The sequence below is a fragment of the Clostridium autoethanogenum DSM 10061 genome (assembly GCF_001484725.1).
In the GTDB taxonomy this organism is placed as follows: domain Bacteria; phylum Bacillota; class Clostridia; order Clostridiales; family Clostridiaceae; genus Clostridium_B; species Clostridium_B ljungdahlii.
This window is the reverse complement of the sequence record NZ_CP012395.1, coordinates 1,177,130-1,196,337: the sequence shown is the minus strand read 5'-3', so window position 1 is coordinate 1,196,337 and position 19,208 is coordinate 1,177,130. Positions and strand designations below refer to the sequence as shown.

The 19,208-nt window shown below is 28.9% G+C and carries 21 protein-coding genes, 1 tRNA gene and 1 pseudogene; 16 read left to right on the top strand and 7 right to left on the bottom strand.

The genetic code is table 11. The features are described 5' to 3' along the window. Positions 1 to 63 precede the first annotated feature (63 nt). Positions 64 to 579 (top strand): cob(I)yrinic acid a,c-diamide adenosyltransferase, encoded by a 516-nt coding sequence (cobO, locus tag CLAU_RS05275; protein ID WP_023162133.1) that lies wholly within the window; start codon positions 64 to 66, stop codon positions 577 to 579. Positions 580 to 991: 412 nt separating this feature from the next. Here cobO and CLAU_RS05270 read toward each other — a convergent pair whose 3' ends face one another. Next, positions 992 to 1,786 carry a metal ABC transporter permease gene (locus tag CLAU_RS05270; RefSeq protein ID WP_023162132.1) on the bottom strand — a complete coding sequence of 265 codons (795 nt, stop codon included), beginning with the start codon at positions 1,784 to 1,786 and terminating at the stop codon, positions 992 to 994. A gap of 19 nt (positions 1,787 to 1,805) precedes the next feature. Further along, the gene (locus CLAU_RS05265; RefSeq protein WP_023162131.1) at positions 1,806 to 2,471 is read right to left on the bottom strand and encodes a metal ABC transporter ATP-binding protein; all 666 of its coding nucleotides are present in this window, start codon (positions 2,469 to 2,471) and stop codon (positions 1,806 to 1,808) included. Positions 2,472 to 2,739: 268 nt separating this feature from the next. Between CLAU_RS05265 and CLAU_RS05260 the strand changes: the two genes are divergently transcribed. Continuing rightward, a tRNA-Glu gene (locus CLAU_RS05260) sits at positions 2,740 to 2,814 on the top strand. An 86-nt stretch (positions 2,815 to 2,900) separates the two neighbouring features. On the opposite strand, the gene CLAU_RS05255 is transcribed toward CLAU_RS05260, so the two are convergent. Further along, positions 2,901 to 3,188: a tyrosine-type recombinase/integrase gene (locus CLAU_RS05255; protein WP_242832226.1), complete on the bottom strand. Its 288-nt coding sequence runs from the start codon at positions 3,186 to 3,188 to the stop codon at positions 2,901 to 2,903. Positions 3,189 to 3,660: 472 nt separating this feature from the next. Here CLAU_RS05255 and CLAU_RS05250 point away from each other — a divergent pair, with 472 nt between their 5' ends. The 3 genes from CLAU_RS05250 to CLAU_RS05240 all read left to right on the top strand — a co-directional run bounded on the left by CLAU_RS05250 (position 3,661) and on the right by CLAU_RS05240 (position 5,194). After that, positions 3,661 to 4,023 (top strand): hypothetical protein, encoded by a 363-nt coding sequence (locus CLAU_RS05250; protein WP_023162129.1) that lies wholly within the window; start codon positions 3,661 to 3,663, stop codon positions 4,021 to 4,023. Between the two features lie 137 nt (positions 4,024 to 4,160). Then, positions 4,161 to 4,349 (top strand): hypothetical protein, encoded by a 189-nt coding sequence (locus CLAU_RS05245; protein ID WP_023162128.1) that lies wholly within the window; start codon positions 4,161 to 4,163, stop codon positions 4,347 to 4,349. Positions 4,350 to 4,528: 179 nt separating this feature from the next. Continuing rightward, the gene (locus CLAU_RS05240; protein ID WP_023162127.1) at positions 4,529 to 5,194 is read left to right on the top strand and encodes a tetratricopeptide repeat protein; all 666 of its coding nucleotides are present in this window, start codon (positions 4,529 to 4,531) and stop codon (positions 5,192 to 5,194) included. A 375-nt stretch (positions 5,195 to 5,569) separates the two neighbouring features. Here the strand turns inward: CLAU_RS05240 and CLAU_RS05235 are convergent, their stop codons facing one another. Both CLAU_RS05235 and CLAU_RS05225 read right to left on the bottom strand, forming a co-directional pair. Continuing rightward, positions 5,570 to 5,755 (bottom strand): hypothetical protein, encoded by a 186-nt coding sequence (locus CLAU_RS05235; protein ID WP_023162126.1) that lies wholly within the window; start codon positions 5,753 to 5,755, stop codon positions 5,570 to 5,572. 1,040 nt (positions 5,756 to 6,795) lie between these two features. Next, on the bottom strand, positions 6,796 to 7,557 hold the full coding sequence (locus CLAU_RS05225; protein WP_023162125.1) for a protease inhibitor I42 family protein: 762 nt from the start codon (positions 7,555 to 7,557) through the stop codon (positions 6,796 to 6,798). A gap of 439 nt (positions 7,558 to 7,996) precedes the next feature. Between CLAU_RS05225 and CLAU_RS19945 the strand changes: the two genes are divergently transcribed. The 7 genes and pseudogenes from CLAU_RS19945 to CLAU_RS19940 all read left to right on the top strand — a co-directional run. Further along, positions 7,997 to 9,417, top strand: a protein-coding gene (locus tag CLAU_RS19945; RefSeq protein ID WP_242832315.1) for an IS3 family transposase whose coding sequence is annotated in 2 segments (ribosomal slippage) — positions 7,997 to 8,483 and positions 8,483 to 9,417 — 1,422 coding nt in all. Because the reading frame shifts where the segments join, the coding sequence is not laid out codon by codon here. 372 nt (positions 9,418 to 9,789) lie between these two features. Further along, a complete protein-coding gene (locus CLAU_RS20845) occupies positions 9,790 to 9,939 on the top strand; it encodes a hypothetical protein (RefSeq protein WP_023162124.1) in 150 nt (49 codons plus the stop codon). A 280-nt stretch (positions 9,940 to 10,219) separates the two neighbouring features. After that, positions 10,220 to 10,711, top strand: a complete 492-nt coding sequence (locus tag CLAU_RS05210; RefSeq protein WP_023162123.1) for a DUF4829 domain-containing protein — start codon at positions 10,220 to 10,222, stop codon at positions 10,709 to 10,711. Positions 10,712 to 10,785: 74 nt separating this feature from the next. Next, entirely contained in the window at positions 10,786 to 11,148 is a 363-nt protein-coding gene (locus tag CLAU_RS05205; protein ID WP_029702578.1) for a type II toxin-antitoxin system death-on-curing family toxin, read from the top strand. 274 nt (positions 11,149 to 11,422) lie between these two features. Continuing rightward, on the top strand, positions 11,423 to 12,328 hold the full coding sequence (locus tag CLAU_RS05200; protein WP_029170182.1) for a Kiwa anti-phage protein KwaB-like domain-containing protein: 906 nt from the start codon (positions 11,423 to 11,425) through the stop codon (positions 12,326 to 12,328). Between the two features lie 21 nt (positions 12,329 to 12,349). Then, a complete protein-coding gene (locus CLAU_RS05195; RefSeq protein ID WP_029170181.1) occupies positions 12,350 to 12,949 on the top strand; it encodes a hypothetical protein in 600 nt (199 codons plus the stop codon). Between the two features lie 249 nt (positions 12,950 to 13,198). Beyond that, positions 13,199 to 13,381: pseudogene (locus tag CLAU_RS19940) on the top strand (DUF1064 domain-containing protein); the annotation flags it as partial. A gap of 103 nt (positions 13,382 to 13,484) precedes the next feature. Here the strand turns inward: CLAU_RS19940 and CLAU_RS05190 are convergent. Together CLAU_RS05190 and CLAU_RS05185 are read right to left on the bottom strand one after the other, a co-directional pair. Next, positions 13,485 to 13,706 (bottom strand): DUF6485 family protein, encoded by a 222-nt coding sequence (locus CLAU_RS05190; RefSeq protein ID WP_023162117.1) that lies wholly within the window; start codon positions 13,704 to 13,706, stop codon positions 13,485 to 13,487. A gap of 664 nt (positions 13,707 to 14,370) precedes the next feature. Next, positions 14,371 to 14,904: an amidase domain-containing protein gene (locus CLAU_RS05185; RefSeq protein ID WP_420806599.1), complete on the bottom strand. Its 534-nt coding sequence runs from the start codon at positions 14,902 to 14,904 to the stop codon at positions 14,371 to 14,373. Between the two features lie 170 nt (positions 14,905 to 15,074). Between CLAU_RS05185 and CLAU_RS05180 the strand changes: the two genes are divergently transcribed. The 4 genes from CLAU_RS05180 (at position 15,075) to CLAU_RS05165 (ending at position 18,535) form a co-directional block, all read left to right on the top strand. Then, complete coding sequence (locus CLAU_RS05180; protein ID WP_023162115.1) at positions 15,075 to 15,536, top strand: DUF4829 domain-containing protein; 462 nt, start codon at positions 15,075 to 15,077, stop codon at positions 15,534 to 15,536. 172 nt (positions 15,537 to 15,708) lie between these two features. Next, positions 15,709 to 15,936 (top strand): hypothetical protein, encoded by a 228-nt coding sequence (locus CLAU_RS05175; RefSeq protein ID WP_023162114.1) that lies wholly within the window; start codon positions 15,709 to 15,711, stop codon positions 15,934 to 15,936. Between the two features lie 143 nt (positions 15,937 to 16,079). After that, positions 16,080 to 17,648 carry a cell wall-binding repeat-containing protein gene (locus CLAU_RS05170; protein ID WP_023162113.1) on the top strand — a complete coding sequence of 523 codons (1,569 nt, stop codon included), beginning with the start codon at positions 16,080 to 16,082 and terminating at the stop codon, positions 17,646 to 17,648. Between the two features lie 278 nt (positions 17,649 to 17,926). After that, positions 17,927 to 18,535 carry a transglutaminase-like domain-containing protein gene (locus CLAU_RS05165; protein ID WP_023162112.1) on the top strand — a complete coding sequence of 203 codons (609 nt, stop codon included), beginning with the start codon at positions 17,927 to 17,929 and terminating at the stop codon, positions 18,533 to 18,535. The last annotated feature ends 673 nt before the right edge of the window (positions 18,536 to 19,208 follow it).

Sequence of the window (19,208 nt, the reverse complement as noted above, 5' to 3'; positions counted from 1 at the left end):
TAAGAGAAAGAATTTAGGCATTTGAAAGAAAATAACTTATTATAAGGAAGAGGGTTGTTTGTTATGGATAAAGGATATATTCAAGTTTATACTGGAAACGGAAAAGGTAAGACTACGGCTTCACTAGGTTTATCTCTTAGAGCTGTATGTGCTGGTAAAAAAGTATTCTTTGGACAATTTGTTAAGGGAATGGAGTACAGTGAGTTAAAGGCAAAAGAATATTTACCTAATTTTACATTAGAACAGTTTGGAAGAAATTGCTTTATATGCGGTAAACCAAGCAAAGCTGATATAGAAGCAGCTAAAACTGGACTTAAAAAAGTTGAAGAAATAGTTACAAAGGGAGATTATGATGTAGTAGTATTGGATGAAATAAATATAGCTATATTTTATGAGCTATTTACAGTAGATGAAGTTTTGCAAATTTTAGATAAAAAGCAGGAAAAGACTGAAGTAATACTAACAGGAAGATATGCAGATAAGAGAATAATAGAAAGAGCAGATTTAGTTACAGAAATGAAGGAAATAAAGCATTATTATACTGAAGGTGTCCCAGCAAGAGTTGGAATAGAGAATTAGCATATAGAGTTTCTAAACGAAAAATCAACTTATACTCCGAATATTTTTTACAACCTTCAGCTCGTTAAATATTTTGATAAGGCTAAGTAAAAAATTTAAAAAAATACTGAGAACTTTTGAAAACTCGTACCTCAAACAATTCAAAAGTTCTAGATTTTTTAAAAATTTTTTACTAAGACTTATATACAAAATATTTAAAAGAGCTTCACTATTGTAAAAATATTTCTGCGTATAAGTTGATTTTTAAGTTAGAAGACTTATATAGAGTTTTTAGCTTGATAGGTGATTTTACTAAATTATATAATGAAAAAATTCATCACCTTAAAAACCTGATTTCAATTTTATCATTACATTTTATGTATAAGTTTAAATTTAAGATTTTTCATAACATAGTGGAGAAAAATAACATTCACTATTTATTGAATAACTTTTTACCTATAATAACCACTAAAAGCAATACAACTGAAGTAATTGCTATAGTACCACCAGGGGCACTGTTTATATAATAGGATAGGAATAATCCAATCATTATGTCTAGAAATCCAAATATTATTGAAAATAAAAATGTAATTTTAAATCCTTTGTGAAGTTGAAGAGCTGCAGCCACGGGCATAGCTATCATGGATGAAATTACAAGAATCCCAAGAATTCGTATAGAAACAGAAATTGTAGCACCTACCAAAAGGGCAAATATGTAATTTATAAGCTTTACTTTTATTTTGCACACTTTTGCTCCATTTTCATCAAAGGTTATATACAATAATTCATTATGTAAAAGAGTTAAAGTTATAACAGAAATTATGCTTAATATAACTACTGTGTAAATGTCATTTTCAGATACAGTAAGTATACTTCCAAAAAGAAAGGAGTTTACATCTGCATTGGCTTTTCCAGTACTTATAAGTACAATGGCAATACCAACGGATAATGTAAGGACTATAACAAGTATTAATTCAGCGTATTTCTTATAATAATCTCGTAAAAACTCTATTACGAGTCCTGCAATGGAAGTAAATATAAAAGCAGTTAGTATTGGATTGAATCCGAAAACTAGACCTATTGCAACTCCAGCGAGGGATGAATGAGATAGGGTATCTCCAATCATAGAATATCTTTTTAAGACTAAAAATATGCCTACAGCAGGACAAAGTATAGATATAAATATACCTGCAATAATTGCATTTTGCATAAAACCGTATTGTAACATGATTTTCCTCCAGTAAAATTTAATTAAAATCAGATAGATTATGTACTTGTTGTTTGTATTCTTCAACAGTATACATTTTTAAATTGCCATCCTTCATGGTACAGATATGGGTAGAATTTTCCAGAGCAGCTTTTAAGTTGTGTTCTACAGCTAGAACCGTTATGGATTGGTGCCTATTTAAATGTTTTATTATACTGTATATTTCTTTTTGGCTTGGAACGTCTATTCCAGTAGAAGGTTCATCAAATATTAGGAGTTTAGGGTAGCCAATGAGAGCTCTTGCTATGAATATTTTTTGACGCTGGCCGCCAGAAAGATTCCCTATCAGTTTATTTTTAAAATCACCCATTCCAACAGAACCAAGACATATATTTGCAGATTTTTTATTTTTAATTTTTAAAACTTTACTATGACATCTCAGTAGTTCTGAAACTGTAATTGGAAATTCAGAATTAAAATTATCTACTATTTGAGGTACATATCCAATTCTTTCAGATGCTATGTGTATACTGCCACTTAAAGGACTTAACAGTCCTAAAATTAATTTTACAAGGGTGGTTTTAGCGCTGCCGTTTTCGCCTAAAATTGAAACATAATTTCCGTCTTGAATGTTTAAGTTTACTTTATTTATTAAATAAGGACATTTACCTGTATAGGAAAATGTCAGATCTTTAATTTCTATCATTAATGATTTCCTCCATTTATATCAATGTACACGATAGGTGCAGTACATATAAGACCGACATATACTATTATATAACTAGTTGCGAACTAGTTGCAACTAAAAATATTAATTTCTAATTCAATTTTTAATGCTTTTAGTTGTGTATCTAGAATGGATGCTATATAAAATAAAGTTTTTAGAAAAAATATTGAATAAAAAATAAAAAAAGTGTTGACTAATTGTTGAGCAGGATATATAATATTAAATGTTGATTGCGAAAATTAAATATGGTCCCTTGGTCAAGCGGTTAAGACGTCACCCTCTCACGGTGAAATCAGGAGTTCGATTCTCCTAGGGACTACCAAAAATGAAAGAATAGCTTAACTACAATAGTTAAGCTATTCTTATTTTTTGATTTAAGATGTGCTTTTTTAAAATTTTACACTATTTTTACACTATAGTTTTAATGTCAGCTATAATGTCAGCTGATTTCTCTTTTCCTTTTTTTAAAATATGAGTATAAATATTGGCAGTTATTTCAATACTGCTGTGACCTAATAGCATAGAAATAGTTTTTAAAGGTATATTATTTTCAAATTGCTTAGCAGCATACGTATGCCTTAAAGCATGAAATTTTTTGTGAGGAATATTTAAGAATCTTAAAAATTTTGTCCATGTCTTGTCCAGATTTCCAGCGTTAATTAAGTTACCTTGTTCATTTAGAAATATGTAGTCCAAGTTGTCTTTGCAGTAGATACTACTCAAGAGATATAGGTACTGGTAAAGTAAGATTAACCTCTAATAATAAATGGGTACAAGTTAAAGAAGATACTTATGATGTAGTGTATTCTTCAAATACACAGTTTCAGGTACTTATAAAATTTGCAGGAGATATAAAAATAAATTATTAGGTGGTGAATGTACTATGGCAGGAAATTGTAAACCTAATGTTATTGGGTTAGGATCAGAGGCATCTCATATAAATATGGGATATTCTTTTCGTTATGTTACATCAACTATAGGAGGTTTATTTGATGGTATTTAAAATCGGTATATGTACCAAAATTTCTAATAAAACAGGAAGATAAATTTGAAATAAGAATGATGAAAGCTAGGAACTAGATATATCCTTTTTATTTTGCCTAAAAGTATTAAAACATGATAAAATAACTATAAATTGTATAATTCTATTAGAAAGTAGGTATAATTTATGGGAAATATATTAAAAGCAATAAAATGCAATCAATTTGCAAATAAAGCAGTTGTAGATATGACAGAATATTTAAATACTATTGTCCAAGGCTTTTCTGATGTAGTTATAATTAAAAGAGGAGATAATGGGATTATAGTCGTTCCAGCTAAAGCTTATGAGAAATCTTTGACTAGAGGTAAAAACATATTGACATATTGGAGTCATAGAGATTATATTATCCTAGACATTAGACCTTATTTAATAGCTAATTCTAAAGATGCTAATGAGAGACAAAATTGTAAATTTTACAATTTATCTGAATTAAAAGATAGGTCAATTGATGAAATGATAGTTAAAAATTATAAAAGGCAAAAGGATTAGGGTTTATTACCTTAAGAAATAATGTAAAGTAAGTAGGTAGAGAGTCATGGATTAAGTCTAGGACAATCATTATAATAGAACAGCAGTTTAAATTTATATCTCAGGCAGGAGAACAGAAGAGAAGAGTATTTGATAAGTTGCTAGGTGAAAAGATCCCAGGAATATATCAGGAAGAACTGAACCATTTTAGGGAGACTATTTGTGGAAAGATAAATTCAGAGGTTATAGCTAACAAGATATTAGCCCCGGCCTTTGATGAAAGTAAAGATGTTGCTGATGTGGTAGGTGCTACAAAAATACAACAAGAAAATATGACTATTACATAAAGCGCTACAATTTTTGAACAACAATAATTTTAAACCTAGGCCTTTTTACATATTGTCAATATTTATTCTTTTAGAAATAAGCTAATATAGATTAAAATGTAATTTAAAGCAAAAAAATTTTACTCTATTTGAAGAATTTTGTTATAATTGAAATAAATTATAATAAAGAGGGGATAAAATTGAAGAAGATAAGAAATATATTAATGATTTTATTAATATTAATTATATGTTTTTGCATATCAGCATTTGGAATGTATAAGTATAGTAAATATAAGAATGATATTACTATGCAAAAAGAAAAAGCATTAGCAACTGTTCAAAATATACAAAAAGAAAATGATAAAAATGCAGAAATAAATAAAGATATTCAATTTGCAAGCAATTCAGCTAAAAATAGTAAATATGATGATGCTAATAAATATTTAGATGAAGCTTTAAAATTAGATCCAAATAATTCAGAAGCTAAAAATTTAAAAGACTCATATTCTAAAATAATTGAACAACAAAAGCAGCAAGCTAATACTGAAACACAATTACAAGCTCAAAAACAACAAGCACAAGCAACTTCTTCAAATAATTCTGATAACACTACAAAAAGAATTACAGCTAGAGAGGCGCACACTATAGCATGCTCTGTTTCTCCAGATTTTGATGTAGCTCTTGAAGGTGTAGCTATAGATAAAAGTATGCTTCCACGGAATATAGTGAATAATTATTATGTATTTTATTCAGAAACCAGAAGTGATCACTCTGCAAATGATTATGCAATATGTGTAAATAAAACAACCGGAAATATAATACTTTTAAATCCTGATGGAACAATACGACCTATGTCAGAAAAGTAAGATAATTTTGGCCTCAGGTTTTAATACAAATAAAGATACTGCTGATGTAGCAGGTACTATCAATATTGTACAGGATGCATCAAGCACTGTACAAACACTGAACAGAATGTTATCGGCTTCTGTATAAGACTTTGATACAACAATTAAAGGTAATGTATTAAATATAGATATTGTTCAGTAATAATTTAAAGCCTAGAGTAGTATAAACGCTATTCTAGGCTTTATTTTTGTATAAAATACAATACATATTCTTATAAATTAGTTTAAAATACTGTACATTGTGATATAATATATTTAAAAGAAGCCGTTACGGTTTTATGTTTGTAAAGTTTTTAGTTTAAATTAAAAATGCACTACTTGGCGAAGGGTGCATTTTTAATTTTTTGAATGATCATTTTTATCATCATCAACGGTAATAGAAATTTCACTATTACTATCTTTAAAGTTATTTTTATATTTAAGAATAGCTTTTTCTTTTAAGTATGCTAACATAGCAAAAATACTTACTATGCCTACTATTGTAACACATACTATGGAAACAATAATAACATATGCATTCATATTGTCACCCCCTCTGTTGTTAAATTACCGCAACGGCCTCTTTGCAAGAGATAAATTCTGGAAGGTGACTAACTAAAAACACATTATTCTCTTATAAATATTATAGCATATCTTTGTGATTATTAAGTATATTTGTAATGATATATATCCGTGTTTTACTTTTAAAGAGAAAATATGTTTACACATGATATAACTATCTGAAACATAAGAGGTACTATCAGAATAAGTTTTCAAAATAAGATCATTGAGGTTAAATGATTGTCTAAAGAATGTAAAAGGTAAATTTATTCTTTCATATAATGATTGCGAATTTGTAAGAGATCTATATAAGAATTTTAATATAAACAGAGTTCAGAGAAAACACAACCTAGTAGGAAGATGTGATGGTAAATATCACAGATATAATGAACTGGATAAAAAGTCATGAAAAAGGTACTTTTTAATAATAAGTGCCTTTTATTTTGGTAATCTAAATAAGAATAAAGGTTACTTAAAAATAGTGGTATGACTTTGTCTTAGAAACAAATCATATTTACACCATAGTTTTAGATTGATACACATAACAATATTTTATTATAGATATAAAGTCTTTATAATCAGGGGATTACAGAAAATCATATATAATTGTAATATATTAAAAATAAAATTAGGAGATCGATTCTCCTAGGGACTACTAAATGGCTAGATAAGAGTGTTTTGAAGAACTTTAAAGCACTCTTATTTTTTTAGTTTTCCACAGTTTTCCCACATAAGTTTTAGGTGGATCATTTATTTGTAATAATAAATAAAATATTAACTGTTTTTATATTACTGTGAACTAATAAAACTTGTACAGTTGAGTTAGCATTAAAATCAACCCTTTTAAAACATTTTTGAAATAAATAGCATTGGCTCAAAATAAATAACGTAATTATCTATTTTATTGATAGAGGAGCACAATAATCATGGAAGGGCAGAGGGGGAATAGATTATAAAATGAATTGTCTGGATACAAGTATCTTATATATTGTAAAATGTAAGTACGTATACCCAGAATGGTGCTATTCAACAGTGATTGTTAGGTTAAATGTATCTAAAATTTCTGAATGATAACTAGATTCTTTTAAATTTATTAAAGTCTGTCCAGCGCCTACAGCTTGAATTAACCAGCGTTTTTTACCTACACCGCCAATAAGATTTGGAGAAGAAGAAGGAGAGATATTAATAGTATCAATTATTTTAAGTATATTACTATCTAAGTCAGGCTTAAAATTCCAGAAGTAACCACCATCTCTGTTTTCAGGAAGAGTTAACTGTATAATATCACCACTTTTTAATTTTATACTATGGTTATTATAATATTTATCAATCTTTGTAGCATTTGCATTAATTGTAAAGGTCATGCACTGTGGTTTAGATAGAGGATATCCTGAAGTTGCTTTAATTCTGTTAGTAATGTATAAGTAATATGCATGTGCTGGTAAGTAAGCGAAATTAGGTACTACTTTTACAGATTTGCCGTCTTTATTTAATTGTAAATCTACATTTTTTATGATTGAGCCATAATTATCTGTTACATAAATAGGAGCATTATCTAGTGAAGATTTATCAATTGTTTTGTTAAATGTAATGGTCCAAATTTTATTACTAGGAACGTCTTCTTTTAGTGGTAACTCAGTCCAATCTAAAGACCGATCATCTTGTTGAAAGTTTTGTATTTTAGAAGAAGATACCTCAGAAGCAAATGTTTTAGAAGAAAATATAAATATTAAACAGAGAATGCACGGCAGTACTAGTATAGTTAGTTTTACAAATTTTTCCATATGAATTCCCCTAGAAAATTTATGAATTTTTAGAATATTATTCATATATATAATAAAATAAACTAGCTATTATGAAAAGATATTTTAGGATAAAATATAATAAATCGGTGCTTGTTTTTATGAAGTTTACAAAATGTTCAAAAAATGGGGAATTAATTTACTTATATGACATCAAATTGTAACAAATAATTTATATACTTAAAACGACATAAAGAATTGTTTTAATGATAATAGTTTATTCATATGTAGGGCACAAAAGTAAAATAATATCCTGTCTGTGTCTGCGGTTGCAGGGCACGTAAAATTTAAATGCAACCATCACAAGATAATATATTAATTGATTTCCTTTAAAGCATTCTAATACAAAATAGGCACCTATTATTTGAACCGACCCCCAAAAGTTAGACCTAAAATCTAACGATTGGAGGTTGGTTTTTTATTGGCAAAATATAGTTTTGAATTTAAAAAGAAAGTAATTGAAGCTTATCAGCGTGGTGAAGGTGGTTATTCTTATCTTGCGCAAAAGTATGGTGTTAAGAATAGACGACAGGTTTTAAATTGGGTTCACTATTATGAGAAATTTGGTGATAAGGGGTTAATGCGTTCAAGAAAAAATAATAGCTATACTTTTAAATACAAGCTTCATGTGGTAGAGTTATATCTATCAAGTGAAGTCTCGTATCAGGAGTTATCACTTTGTGAAGGCATTAATAATAATGCTATGATTGCAAAGTGGGTAAATGACTTTCGTATAGCTGGTCCTGATGCATTGAGGCCAAAGAAGAAGGGACGAAAGAAATCATTGGACTCATCTAATAAAAAGAAAGATATAACATTAAGTGAGGCGGCTCCGGTTGATACCAGTGCAGAACGTGTTAAACAGCTTGAAGATGAACTGCTCAAACTTAGAATAGAAAATGCCTATTTAAAAGAACTGAGGAGACTGCGTTTAGAGGAGGAAGCTCTTCTGAAAAAACAGCGAGAATCGTCCACAGCCTCCGAGGAGAGTTCAAATTAAAAGACATTCTCGCAGTTGTTGGCTTTCCTAAGGCCACATATATGTATTGGCAGAAAAGATTTGATAGAGAAAATCCTGACAAAGAACTTGAGAATAAGATTCTCAAAATCCGTTCTGAAAACAAAGATTGGGGATATAGACGAGTCTATGGTGAACTAAGAAAGCAGAAATATCTTGTGAACAAAAAGAAAGTCCAGCGAATTATGCAGAAATATGACCTGCAGGTGACATCATTCAGGAGAAAGAGCCGTAAATACAGTTCTTATAAGGGTAAGGTTGGAAGGGTTTCACCTAATAGAATTCACAGACGATTTAACACAAAAATACCTCATCAGAAAATCACGACGGATACAACAGAATTCAAATATTATGAAATAGATGCAAAAGGACGTATGATAATCAAGAAACTTTACCTGGATCCATTTATGGATATGTGCAATAGAGAAATACTAAGTTATGGTATATCTGAGCATCCCTCAGCTGCAAATATCATGGGCGCATTAAACCAGGCAATTGAAATAACCTCTGATTGTCCATACAGAAGAACATTTCACTCAGATCAAGGCTGGGCTTATCAGATGAAATCTTATACACACGCTCTCAAAGAGACTGGAATCTTTCAAAGCATGTCCAGAAAAGGAAACTGTTATGATAATTCGGTTATGGAAAATTTTTTTGGAATTATGAAGCAGGAAATGTATTATGGATTAGTCTATTACAGCTATGATAAACTAAAAGAGGCGATAGAGAAATATATAAAGTACTATAATGAACATAGAATCAAAGAGAAACTAGGATGGATGAGTCCTGTTGAATACAGACTCAGCCTCTTGGCTGTATGAAATTAGCGAGGCAGCCGAAACTGTCCCGCTAATAAAGTCTAACTTTTAGGGGTCACCTCAATTTAGGGTGCCTATTTTGTGTTATAAAAAAGATGGATATATTTAATTGCCACATCCATCTTTTAAGTTATCCATTTCCTATAACTGTATTATTATACGTCTTATTACACGTGTAAAGTAATCATTATATAAATAACAGAAATAATGGAATAAACAGAGTTCTTGGTTTCAGGTGGAGTTTTTTTCTCCATCTGAAACTTAGAAATCGTTATCCAGGGGCGTAGCAGCCGTTATCCCCCACTTTATAAGAAGATGGGGGTATTACGGCTGGTAGCCATCGGATAAAATCTAATGTAAAGATAGGGGAGAGGCATGAAAGTTGAGAAAATATCAGATGTAGAGCAATTGAATAGACATAAGGAATTAAAAGAAAATAATAGAAAGAAGTCTTGGAGAGGTAGAGATAAAGACCTTTCCTTTTCTGATGTAATTGAACTAATGAGGCATACATTGCGGTTTTAGTTTAAAATTTTTTAGAGATTGAGATTAATTAAAATGCACTTTCTTAGGGATGCATTTTAATTTTTTGAGTTTTTATCTTCTGCAGTTATAGAAATTTCAGTTTCAGTTAACTTACCAATTGAAGAAGGGGCTTAGCTAAAGGAGTAGAATAATTTTATTGGGTGAAATAGATTGAGAATTTTGGAGAAATTCAGGACTCTTTTTTAGCACGAAATATTTCGAAAATATGATAATATTAACTCATAGGATTGGTATATGAAAGATTTTATGGGGGTGTAAAATGAAAAAGATAGTATTGGTAATCTTATCTTTGTTTATTATACTTACTGGTTGCTCTACAACAAAAACACAACAGACTAGTTCGCAAAAACAAGCATCAGACTCACAGCGGTTATTGCAACCTAAGCAAGTAGTGGAAAATTATTTTAAGTATCTTAATGAGAAGAATAAAAAGGCTTTGTTTACAACAATAACTGAATGGCAGAAGGCGCCAAATGTGGAATGGGGATTTGATGTTCGTGAATATATTAAGCTTATTTCTGTTAAAGAAGAAACGAATCCTGTCTTTAAAGAGGGTTATCTATCTAATGGTAGAGGAAGTATTAATGGTGTCAAGAAAGAAAATGTAAAAGTATATAAAGTTGACTATGATGTAAAATACAAAGAAGATGCTATTACAGCTGAAGACAATGGAAAAAATACATCATGGTTCTTCGTAGTTAGAAAAGATAAAAATTCACCTTGGCTTATAGATTCACAAGGCCAGCCTTAATTTTATGTAGAACCAAGAGCTGATGGTAATATGGAAATATATCTGGATAGAGAAAATTATATTACTATTAGTAAATTTTAAAACTTCATGATAGGTTAATAAAGGCTGTTAGAGGGACAAGTGGTGTAAGAAATTTGAAACTTTTGAAATCATCAGTTGAAAATTCTAAAGCTACTTTTTATGGACGAGATTTATATCCAACTATTGAATCAAAGTGCGCAAACATATGTTTTAATATAATGAAAAATCATGCATTTGTAGATGGAAACAAGAGGACTGGAATTTATGTAATGTTAGTACTTCTTGAATATAACAAAATAAAGATAAGGTTTAGCCAGAATGAACTTGTGAATTTTGCAACAGATATTGAATCTGGTAAAATAGATCAAAAGAATGTAGTTAACTGGATAAAAAGTCATGAAAAAGGTACTTGTTAATAATAAGTGCCTTTTGATGTAATATTAATAAAAATTTTATGATTGATTAAGTTCATAGAGGAATATAGAAAATAAAGTTTACCTAAATTTTTGTTGGTAAGCTTTATTTTTATTGACAATACTTGTCCTTTTTTACAAAAAGTTTTACAATAAAACAAAAGAAACCATATGGACTACCAATCAATAATGGTTTCTTAAAACTAAATGTATTTCATTAAATATACCTCTATTATAGCACATATTTAATGAAATCTAATATAATGGAGGTAAAAATATGTTTGAACTGCAGGATGCTAAAATGGAATTAGAATGTAAAGAAGATATTAGTTTGAGTTGTATATTTATATCACAAAATTTTGAGTTATCTAAAGTTTTAATTGAAAAAGAACTGAAAGATGATTTAATAAAAAGTTTTATAGATCGGTTTTTACGTAGTACTAAAGAGAAAAAAGTAGTAGAATATGATCCTATTGTAAAGTTGGATGATTGTATAGACAGTATTAATATACAGGAAATACCTAATTTAAATAATATGCAAGATAAGTTTGATGACATCAGCAACATAAAGTTAATTGATAAATTTAGTGATATAGAAACGAGTAGAGCATATGCGATTATATTAAATAATAGAAAAAGTAATAATAAAGTTATATTATTTAAAAAATTTTTATCTTCTATATATCTAAAAAGTAAATTTAAAATTTTATTAAGTGAAGGTAAAATGAAAAAAATAGACAAAGATATTTTATCATTAAATAATAAATTTGATTGTGTTATGTATAAAGAAGACATTGCTATATTCACTCAATTATATTTTGAACAAATATTTGATTATAAAGATGAATATACAAAAAAAGCAAATAAAACTATTTCTAAAATTAAAAAATTAAATATTATTGAAAATATTGATAATATAGAAAGCGATTGTGAAAAAATAACTATAAAGAAAAAGATGTCTAAAATTAAGGATGAAAGCATTAACTGGTTTAAAGAGAAAGTAGAAAGTAATATTGAAGATATTAAAAATATTATATCTAAGGCTAATTTAGATATGGAAGTTAGAAATGGAAAAATAATTTCAAATGATACTTCTGAGTTAATACACTTAATTCAAGATGATTACCTTAAGTCAAATTTATCTGGTAACAATTTTGTAGCGGATAAAAAAACAAAGATTTAACAATATGTAGGAGGTGAAATGGTGAGTTCTTTAGCAAAAATATTTATGTTTTTATCATCATATTCACCCTTATATATATTAACTATAACTTTAAATTATAATTTTTTAGATATAAAAGAGGCAATTATTAAAGTATCTAATGTAAAAAATATTGTATATTCAGATATATTATTATATGGTTTATTCCTTTTAATAGTAATACCTAATGTAATATTATATATTTTAATATCAATTTCTAAAAAATATGATGAACCTATAAAATTGTTGAAGATCGAAGATGGAAATGAAAAAGTTTTAGATTATATTTTAGCTTATATAGTATCATTTGTAACAACTGATTTTCCTAAAATAAGGACTAATGATTCTAAAATAGTTATCACTGCTATTCTTACACAAATTTTATTAGGATATTTGTATTGTAAAGGAAATATGTTTTATATAAATCCAATACTTGATCTTATGGGATATAATATTTATATTGGAAAGACATTACAAAATAATGTAATAATATTAAGCAAAAATAAAGAAACAATAAAAGATATAAAGGAAAGCATATCTAAAAATGGTTTTAAGAATATAGATTTAAATTGTTTCGCTGATAATATTTATTTAACTAAATAATAGTAATTATAAGATTTAACATCTATAAATGGAATTAAGCATTGAAAGTGGTATATCGAGCAATAATACTTTTAACATATAAGTTATATATGCGTGTCAGTGGCTATTATATTTTATAGTGGAGGAAATGTGTTAAATTAAGTGTTATCAACAGGTGTGGATGTTTTAAATTTACAACATTTTTACACCATAGTTTTAGATTAATGCATTTAACACATTAGTTATAGATAGTATACATGTTTTGGGAGCCAGTTGGAAATGAGAAGGTATTGTCAGTCAAAGATCTTATTTTATTCTGGAAAAATAGCTAGATTTGTACTTCAACCGAGGTTTGTTTTTCAGGAAGGCAGCAGTGAAGAAAAGGCAATAACATACAGTTCAGACTTTTTAGTATTGAATAATGACAGAACCTACGAGGCTCAAGGATACTAAAAGGTTGTTTCCCAAAAACTTAAGTAAAGAATATTTTATAATTATTAAAAAATTTCTAATTCGTGCTAAATAGAAATTTATATTGAATAACTAATGGTATTAATTATTTCTTGTTATTGAGAACAAGTTTTGCAAAAGCTTCATATGATGAGTCATCAATTACTGTTACATCCCTTAGTTCTTCGGAAACAGCCCTAAAAAAACATGATGGGAGTGCACCATCATTTAGGCAAATTTTAATGCAGAGATTACAACCTTGATCATGATTACGTGGGTTAAACTTACAACTATAATTTTTACATGTACAAAAATCAGTATTAGCCATAAAAAGTTCCTCCTTAAATTAGCGGCACGAATTAGTTAAGTATGAAAGAAAAGTATAACAAATTAGAAATGATTACTCAATTATATAACAATAAGTTGTTACCTTTTTTTCATAAAAGGTATTTAAAATACTATATCAGATGTATAAATACTAACTATAATATTATAAACTGGTTATTATACAATGAAATTATCTAAATGAATTTTAATTCTCACAGCAATGTAATATTTTTATCAATAAATTTGCAAATCGGTCTTTTTACGCAGACGAAAACATGATTAAACAAAGATAAGCACTGGTTAAAGCTAGTGCTTATTCTTATATTATTTACAGGACATTCAAAAAATAAATAAATAATTTACTTGTATGACATTAAATTGTAACAAATACCGTATATACTTATAAGTGTCCTAAGGAAATAGCCTTAGCGAAAATGAAAATAATGCATTTACATATATGAAAGAAAAGTGAAGGTAATTATCATCCTCGTGTCTGTAGTTGCAGGGCACGTTAAACTTAAGTGCAACTGCCACAAGAAAGTATATAAATTAGATCCCCAATTATTTGTAGAATAGGCATCCGTCATCTAGGATGCTTATTTTGCGTAGTAAAAATGGAATAATAATTTAAGGGAAGCTGAGCCTCCCTTTTTCGCAGCTATACTTTAAATGCTTATTTTCAAAAAATGCATTTTATATGCTGGCCATGAACTTTGGTATGGTATGTTTAAGGCCTCAAAAGAATGATGAGATATTAGTGGCTTATTGTGTAAGAGTGATGTAACTATTGTAGAATGGAAAATAAAGCCTTTGTTATCTTCAAAGAATATAAGATCGCCTGGTTTAAGCAAGGAAACATTTTGAACTTCTAAACCTTTGGCACCGGGCAAGTGTGACGCCTGATTTATTTTCAAGTACCAGTAAAGAGAATTTGCTACTGCCCAAGATATAGACCAAGTATCTCTATTTATATTTATGCTACTATGTCTATACCACCAAGGGTTTCTAGTGCTATAATTCATAGGCGCACCACCGGCATGTAAACATTGAGAAACAAAGTTAGCACAATCACCACTAGTGTTATTATTTGTTAGAGGAAAATATCTATAAGCAGGGTTAGGTTTAAGCGCATATATAATGGCGTATTTTACAGCATCAGCCCTGGAATATTGATTTTGTCTAAATGAGTTCATATTAATCTCCATAAAATTATTTATAATTATATTTTATGTAGTAATAGAATATTTTTGCGTACTAAGACGTTAAGAGTTTGAAATATATCCAAGGCTATTTTAGTACGAAATATTTCAAAAATGTGATAATATTAACTCATGGAATTGGTATATGGAAGATTTTATGGGGGTGGAAAATGAAAAAAATAATGTTGGTAATTTTATGTTTTGTGGTTGTAATTACTGGCTGTTTCATAACAAAAAGGAAAGTTTCAAATCCGCAGAAGCAGTCGATAGATCCCGCTCAACAGGTAGTAGAAAATTATTTTAAATATCTTAATGGAAAAGATTTAAAAGGAATTAATTCAACACAAGTACAGAAATGGGAAGACATAGATGAAAATCTTAAACATGTTAAACTTGATAGTATATCTGAAGATAAAAGGCCATCACAAAAGGAAGCTTATATGAAATATGGCCGTGGTACAATAACTCATGCAAAAGCTGAAAACATAAAAATTTATAAGGTTGAGTATACAGTTAAATATAAAAAAGATGGAATTGGTCCTGAAGATAGTGGAAAAGATATTAAATGGTGTACTCTTATTAGAAAAGACAGGAATTCACCATGGTTAATTGATGAAATTGGAGAGGGATAATTGATAATAAACAATTCTTTATTGCTATTTTTAGAGTTATTCTTATACTTGAGGATAGCTTTTTCTTTTGAATGTGCAAGTACAGCAAAAGTTCCCAATATAATTATTGTAAATTTCTAAAATATATCATAAGTGCAGATTATTATCAGGTAAATTTTATGGGAGGTGGAAAATGAAAATAGCAAAACTTATGTTAATTTTCTTAACTGGTGTGCTAGATGTGCTTTTAATTGCTGCTCAAATATTAATAACAACCACTAACTTTAAATGGTCACCTTGGTATGACCTCGAAAACGGTATGGGAATATTTATATTGACATTTCAACTAAAAACAATTGTAATTGTTTTATCAATTTTGTGTATAAACCTTCTTATAAAGAAATATAGTGTAGATAACTAAATAGTATTTATAGTATTTTATGTATTACTTTTATATGAGAATAAAACAGTGATTGCTAAATATATTGTTGCATATTCATTTACAATTTAATATAGTTATATCAAGCTAAATTAGAAAGAAACGAAAATAGGGGGATCACAAATATGAAAAAACAATTAATGACAACATTGGTTATAGCTATAGTATCTTTATTATTTCAGTGTACAGTATTTGCCTCAGATAGTGTTCAAACAAGTAGCAATGCTGTAACTTCAATTAAAGGATCAAACTATGTAGATACTAGTATAAAAATAAGCCAAAAAGGATGGACTACTTCAGATTATGCTATTATTGCAAGTTCACAGGATTTTCCAGATGCTTTGGGAGGAACATCTTTAGGTATTAGCATGAACTGTCCTATATTTTTTGCCAGTAAAGATAATATTGATGATTCTGTATTAACTGAGTTAAAGAGGTTAAATGCAAAGAATATTTACATATTAGGTGGTTTAAGTTCTATAGGTTCTAGTGTGGAAGAAACTCTACGAGGACAGGGATATTCTATAAGCAGACTTGCAGGTAATGATAGATTTAGCACTGCAGTTGCAATTGGTCAGAAAATTGTAGATAAAGGCAAAACGGATACAGTATTTATAAGTAATGCTTATGGATTTGCAGATGCACTATCTGCTGCAACATTTGCAGGTCAAAAAAATGCTCCAATACTGTTAACTAATAAAGATAGTTTACCGGAAGCAACTATACAGGCTATTAAAAAATGGCATGTTAATAAGTTTTATTTAATAGGAGGACCAGGGGTTATATCTGAAAATGTTCTTGATCAACTTACTAATTTTTTAGATGGACCAGATCCTTTTGTTGAAACGTTACCTGGAAATAGTAGATATGAAACTTCTCAAGCTATAATAAAAAAATTTGATAGCAGCTTAGATAAATTTACAGTAGTAACTGGCAAAGACTATCATGATGCACTTGTTGCGGCACCTTATGCTAGTAAATTAAATCAACCTATACTTTTGATGGATGATGATTGTGATGATAAAATTGTAAAATTAGCGCTAAATAAAAATTTATTAGTGATTGGTAAATCATTTTTAGCATTAGATGGTAAAGAAACTACTGAAAATGGTATGACATATACTTGGAATGTAGTAAGGGATAAGGTCGAAAATGCAGGTATAGGAAAAAATGTTTATCGATATATATATGATAGTTATCCGTATACAGGAAAGCATACAAACGATATATCGCTTTACTATAATTGGAATAATAAAGGGGGAACATTGTATGATGTTTGGACTCTCGGCGGTGGTAGATCTAATAATGAACCAACTATTGATTTTGGAATGTCCATGCTAGGCTGTACAAGTACGGACAAAGATACGTTAAATAACGTAGAATCTTCATATTCAGTAATATGTGAAGCAATTTTTCCAGGGCATGGAGAAGAATTTAACAATATGACGAATAATATTCAGAAACGTTATGTAACTAAAGGTAATATGCAGGCAGATTTACCAAATGTATTTTTCTTTGGTGGTAGACGTATATTTATTACATGGCACTCTTGGGGATATGAGTCAGCAGAGTTCTCAGCTATAAATGATACATCAGATATATGGCAAGAAATGAAGTCAACTGGTATAATTGATGAAATAGGATTAACTCGTGATGAACTTAAAAAGTATATGCCTGAACTTAAAAATTATTAGGTTAGTGATTATAATAATTGAGCCCAAGAGAGCCGTATGTAGGAATAGAGATCCTATATGTGGCTCTCTTTTTTATTTATAAAGAGGTTAAGTTGAATGATTCAAATAAGATATAAAAACTGTGGTAAATTATTTTTAACACATTTCTAATGTGTCATTTTGTATTTTGGGCTTTGTTGCAACCTGCCTTGTTATGCCAGATGATTCTACAGTATAAATAATGAGTTGGTTCAAGAAATAAATACGAAGCAACTAAAATATAAAAAGGAGGAAACTAAATGAATCTTATATTAGAATATAAAAATTTATCAAATTATTTATTAGCCGATAAATATGTTGATTTTAATAAAAAAATTATACAAAATAAAGTTAGCGAATTGTTTAGTGATAATTTCGATGAAATTCAAAAAATAAAAGTTGCTTTTGAATATGTTAGAGATGAAATTTCACATTCTTGGGATATTCAAAGTAAAAGAGTAACAAGAACTGCGTCAGAGGTGCTGAAGTATAAAGAAGGAATCTGTTATGCAAAGTCAATGTTGTTGGCAGCACTATTAAGGTGTCAAGGTATTCCAACTGGTTTCTGTTATCAAAGATTAACTTTAGGTGATATACCAGAAACAGGATATTGCATACATGCTCTAAATGCAGTTTTTCTTTCAAATATAAACAAGTGGATTAGAATAGATACCCGCGGCAATACAAATGGTAGAAATGCTCAATTTTTAATAGATAGGGAACAACTCGCATTTCCAATTCGTGCAGAGTATGATGAAGTTGATTATCCTACTATATTTGCTAAGCCTATCAAAATCACTACACAAACATTAGAAGACAATACTGATTGTATTGAAATGATCAAATCTAAATTGCCTACATCGCTGTAATATTATTAAGAATAAATGATATAACTTCTTATATTATTTACATGATATTCAAAAAATAAATAAATAATTCACTTGTATGACATTAAATCGTAACAAATACCGTATATACTTATAAGTGTCCTAAGGAAATAGCCTTAGCGAAAATGAAAATAATGTATTTACATATATGAAAGAAAAGTAAAGGTAATTATCCTCCTCGTGTCTGTAGTTGCAGGGCACATTAAACTTAAGTGCAACTGCCACAAGAAAGTATATCAATGAATCTTACTTAGTGGGAGTTTGGTTCTCCCACTAAGTTTAGATGAATTATCTAGGGGCGTAGCTACTGTTATCTCCCACTTTGATAGAAGTGGGAGTGTTACAGTAGGTAGCCATCAGATAAAATTAGATCCCCAATTATTATTGTAGAGTAGGCATCCGTCATCTAGGATGCCTATTTTGCGTAATAAAAAAGATTTTCTTAATGATACCCTAAAAAGTGATGCGTGTTTCGTATATATATGAAAATACATAAGAAATAACCTTAGCGAAAATAGAAACAATTATTTGAAAGGGTGAGTAAGGTGTATAATTTTCCGAATTCTATTATAACTTATAGTGCAAATAAATTAGAAGACATACAAATATATCATTTAAGCTTTCAATATATATTAGGCATTTAATGTATGTTTCG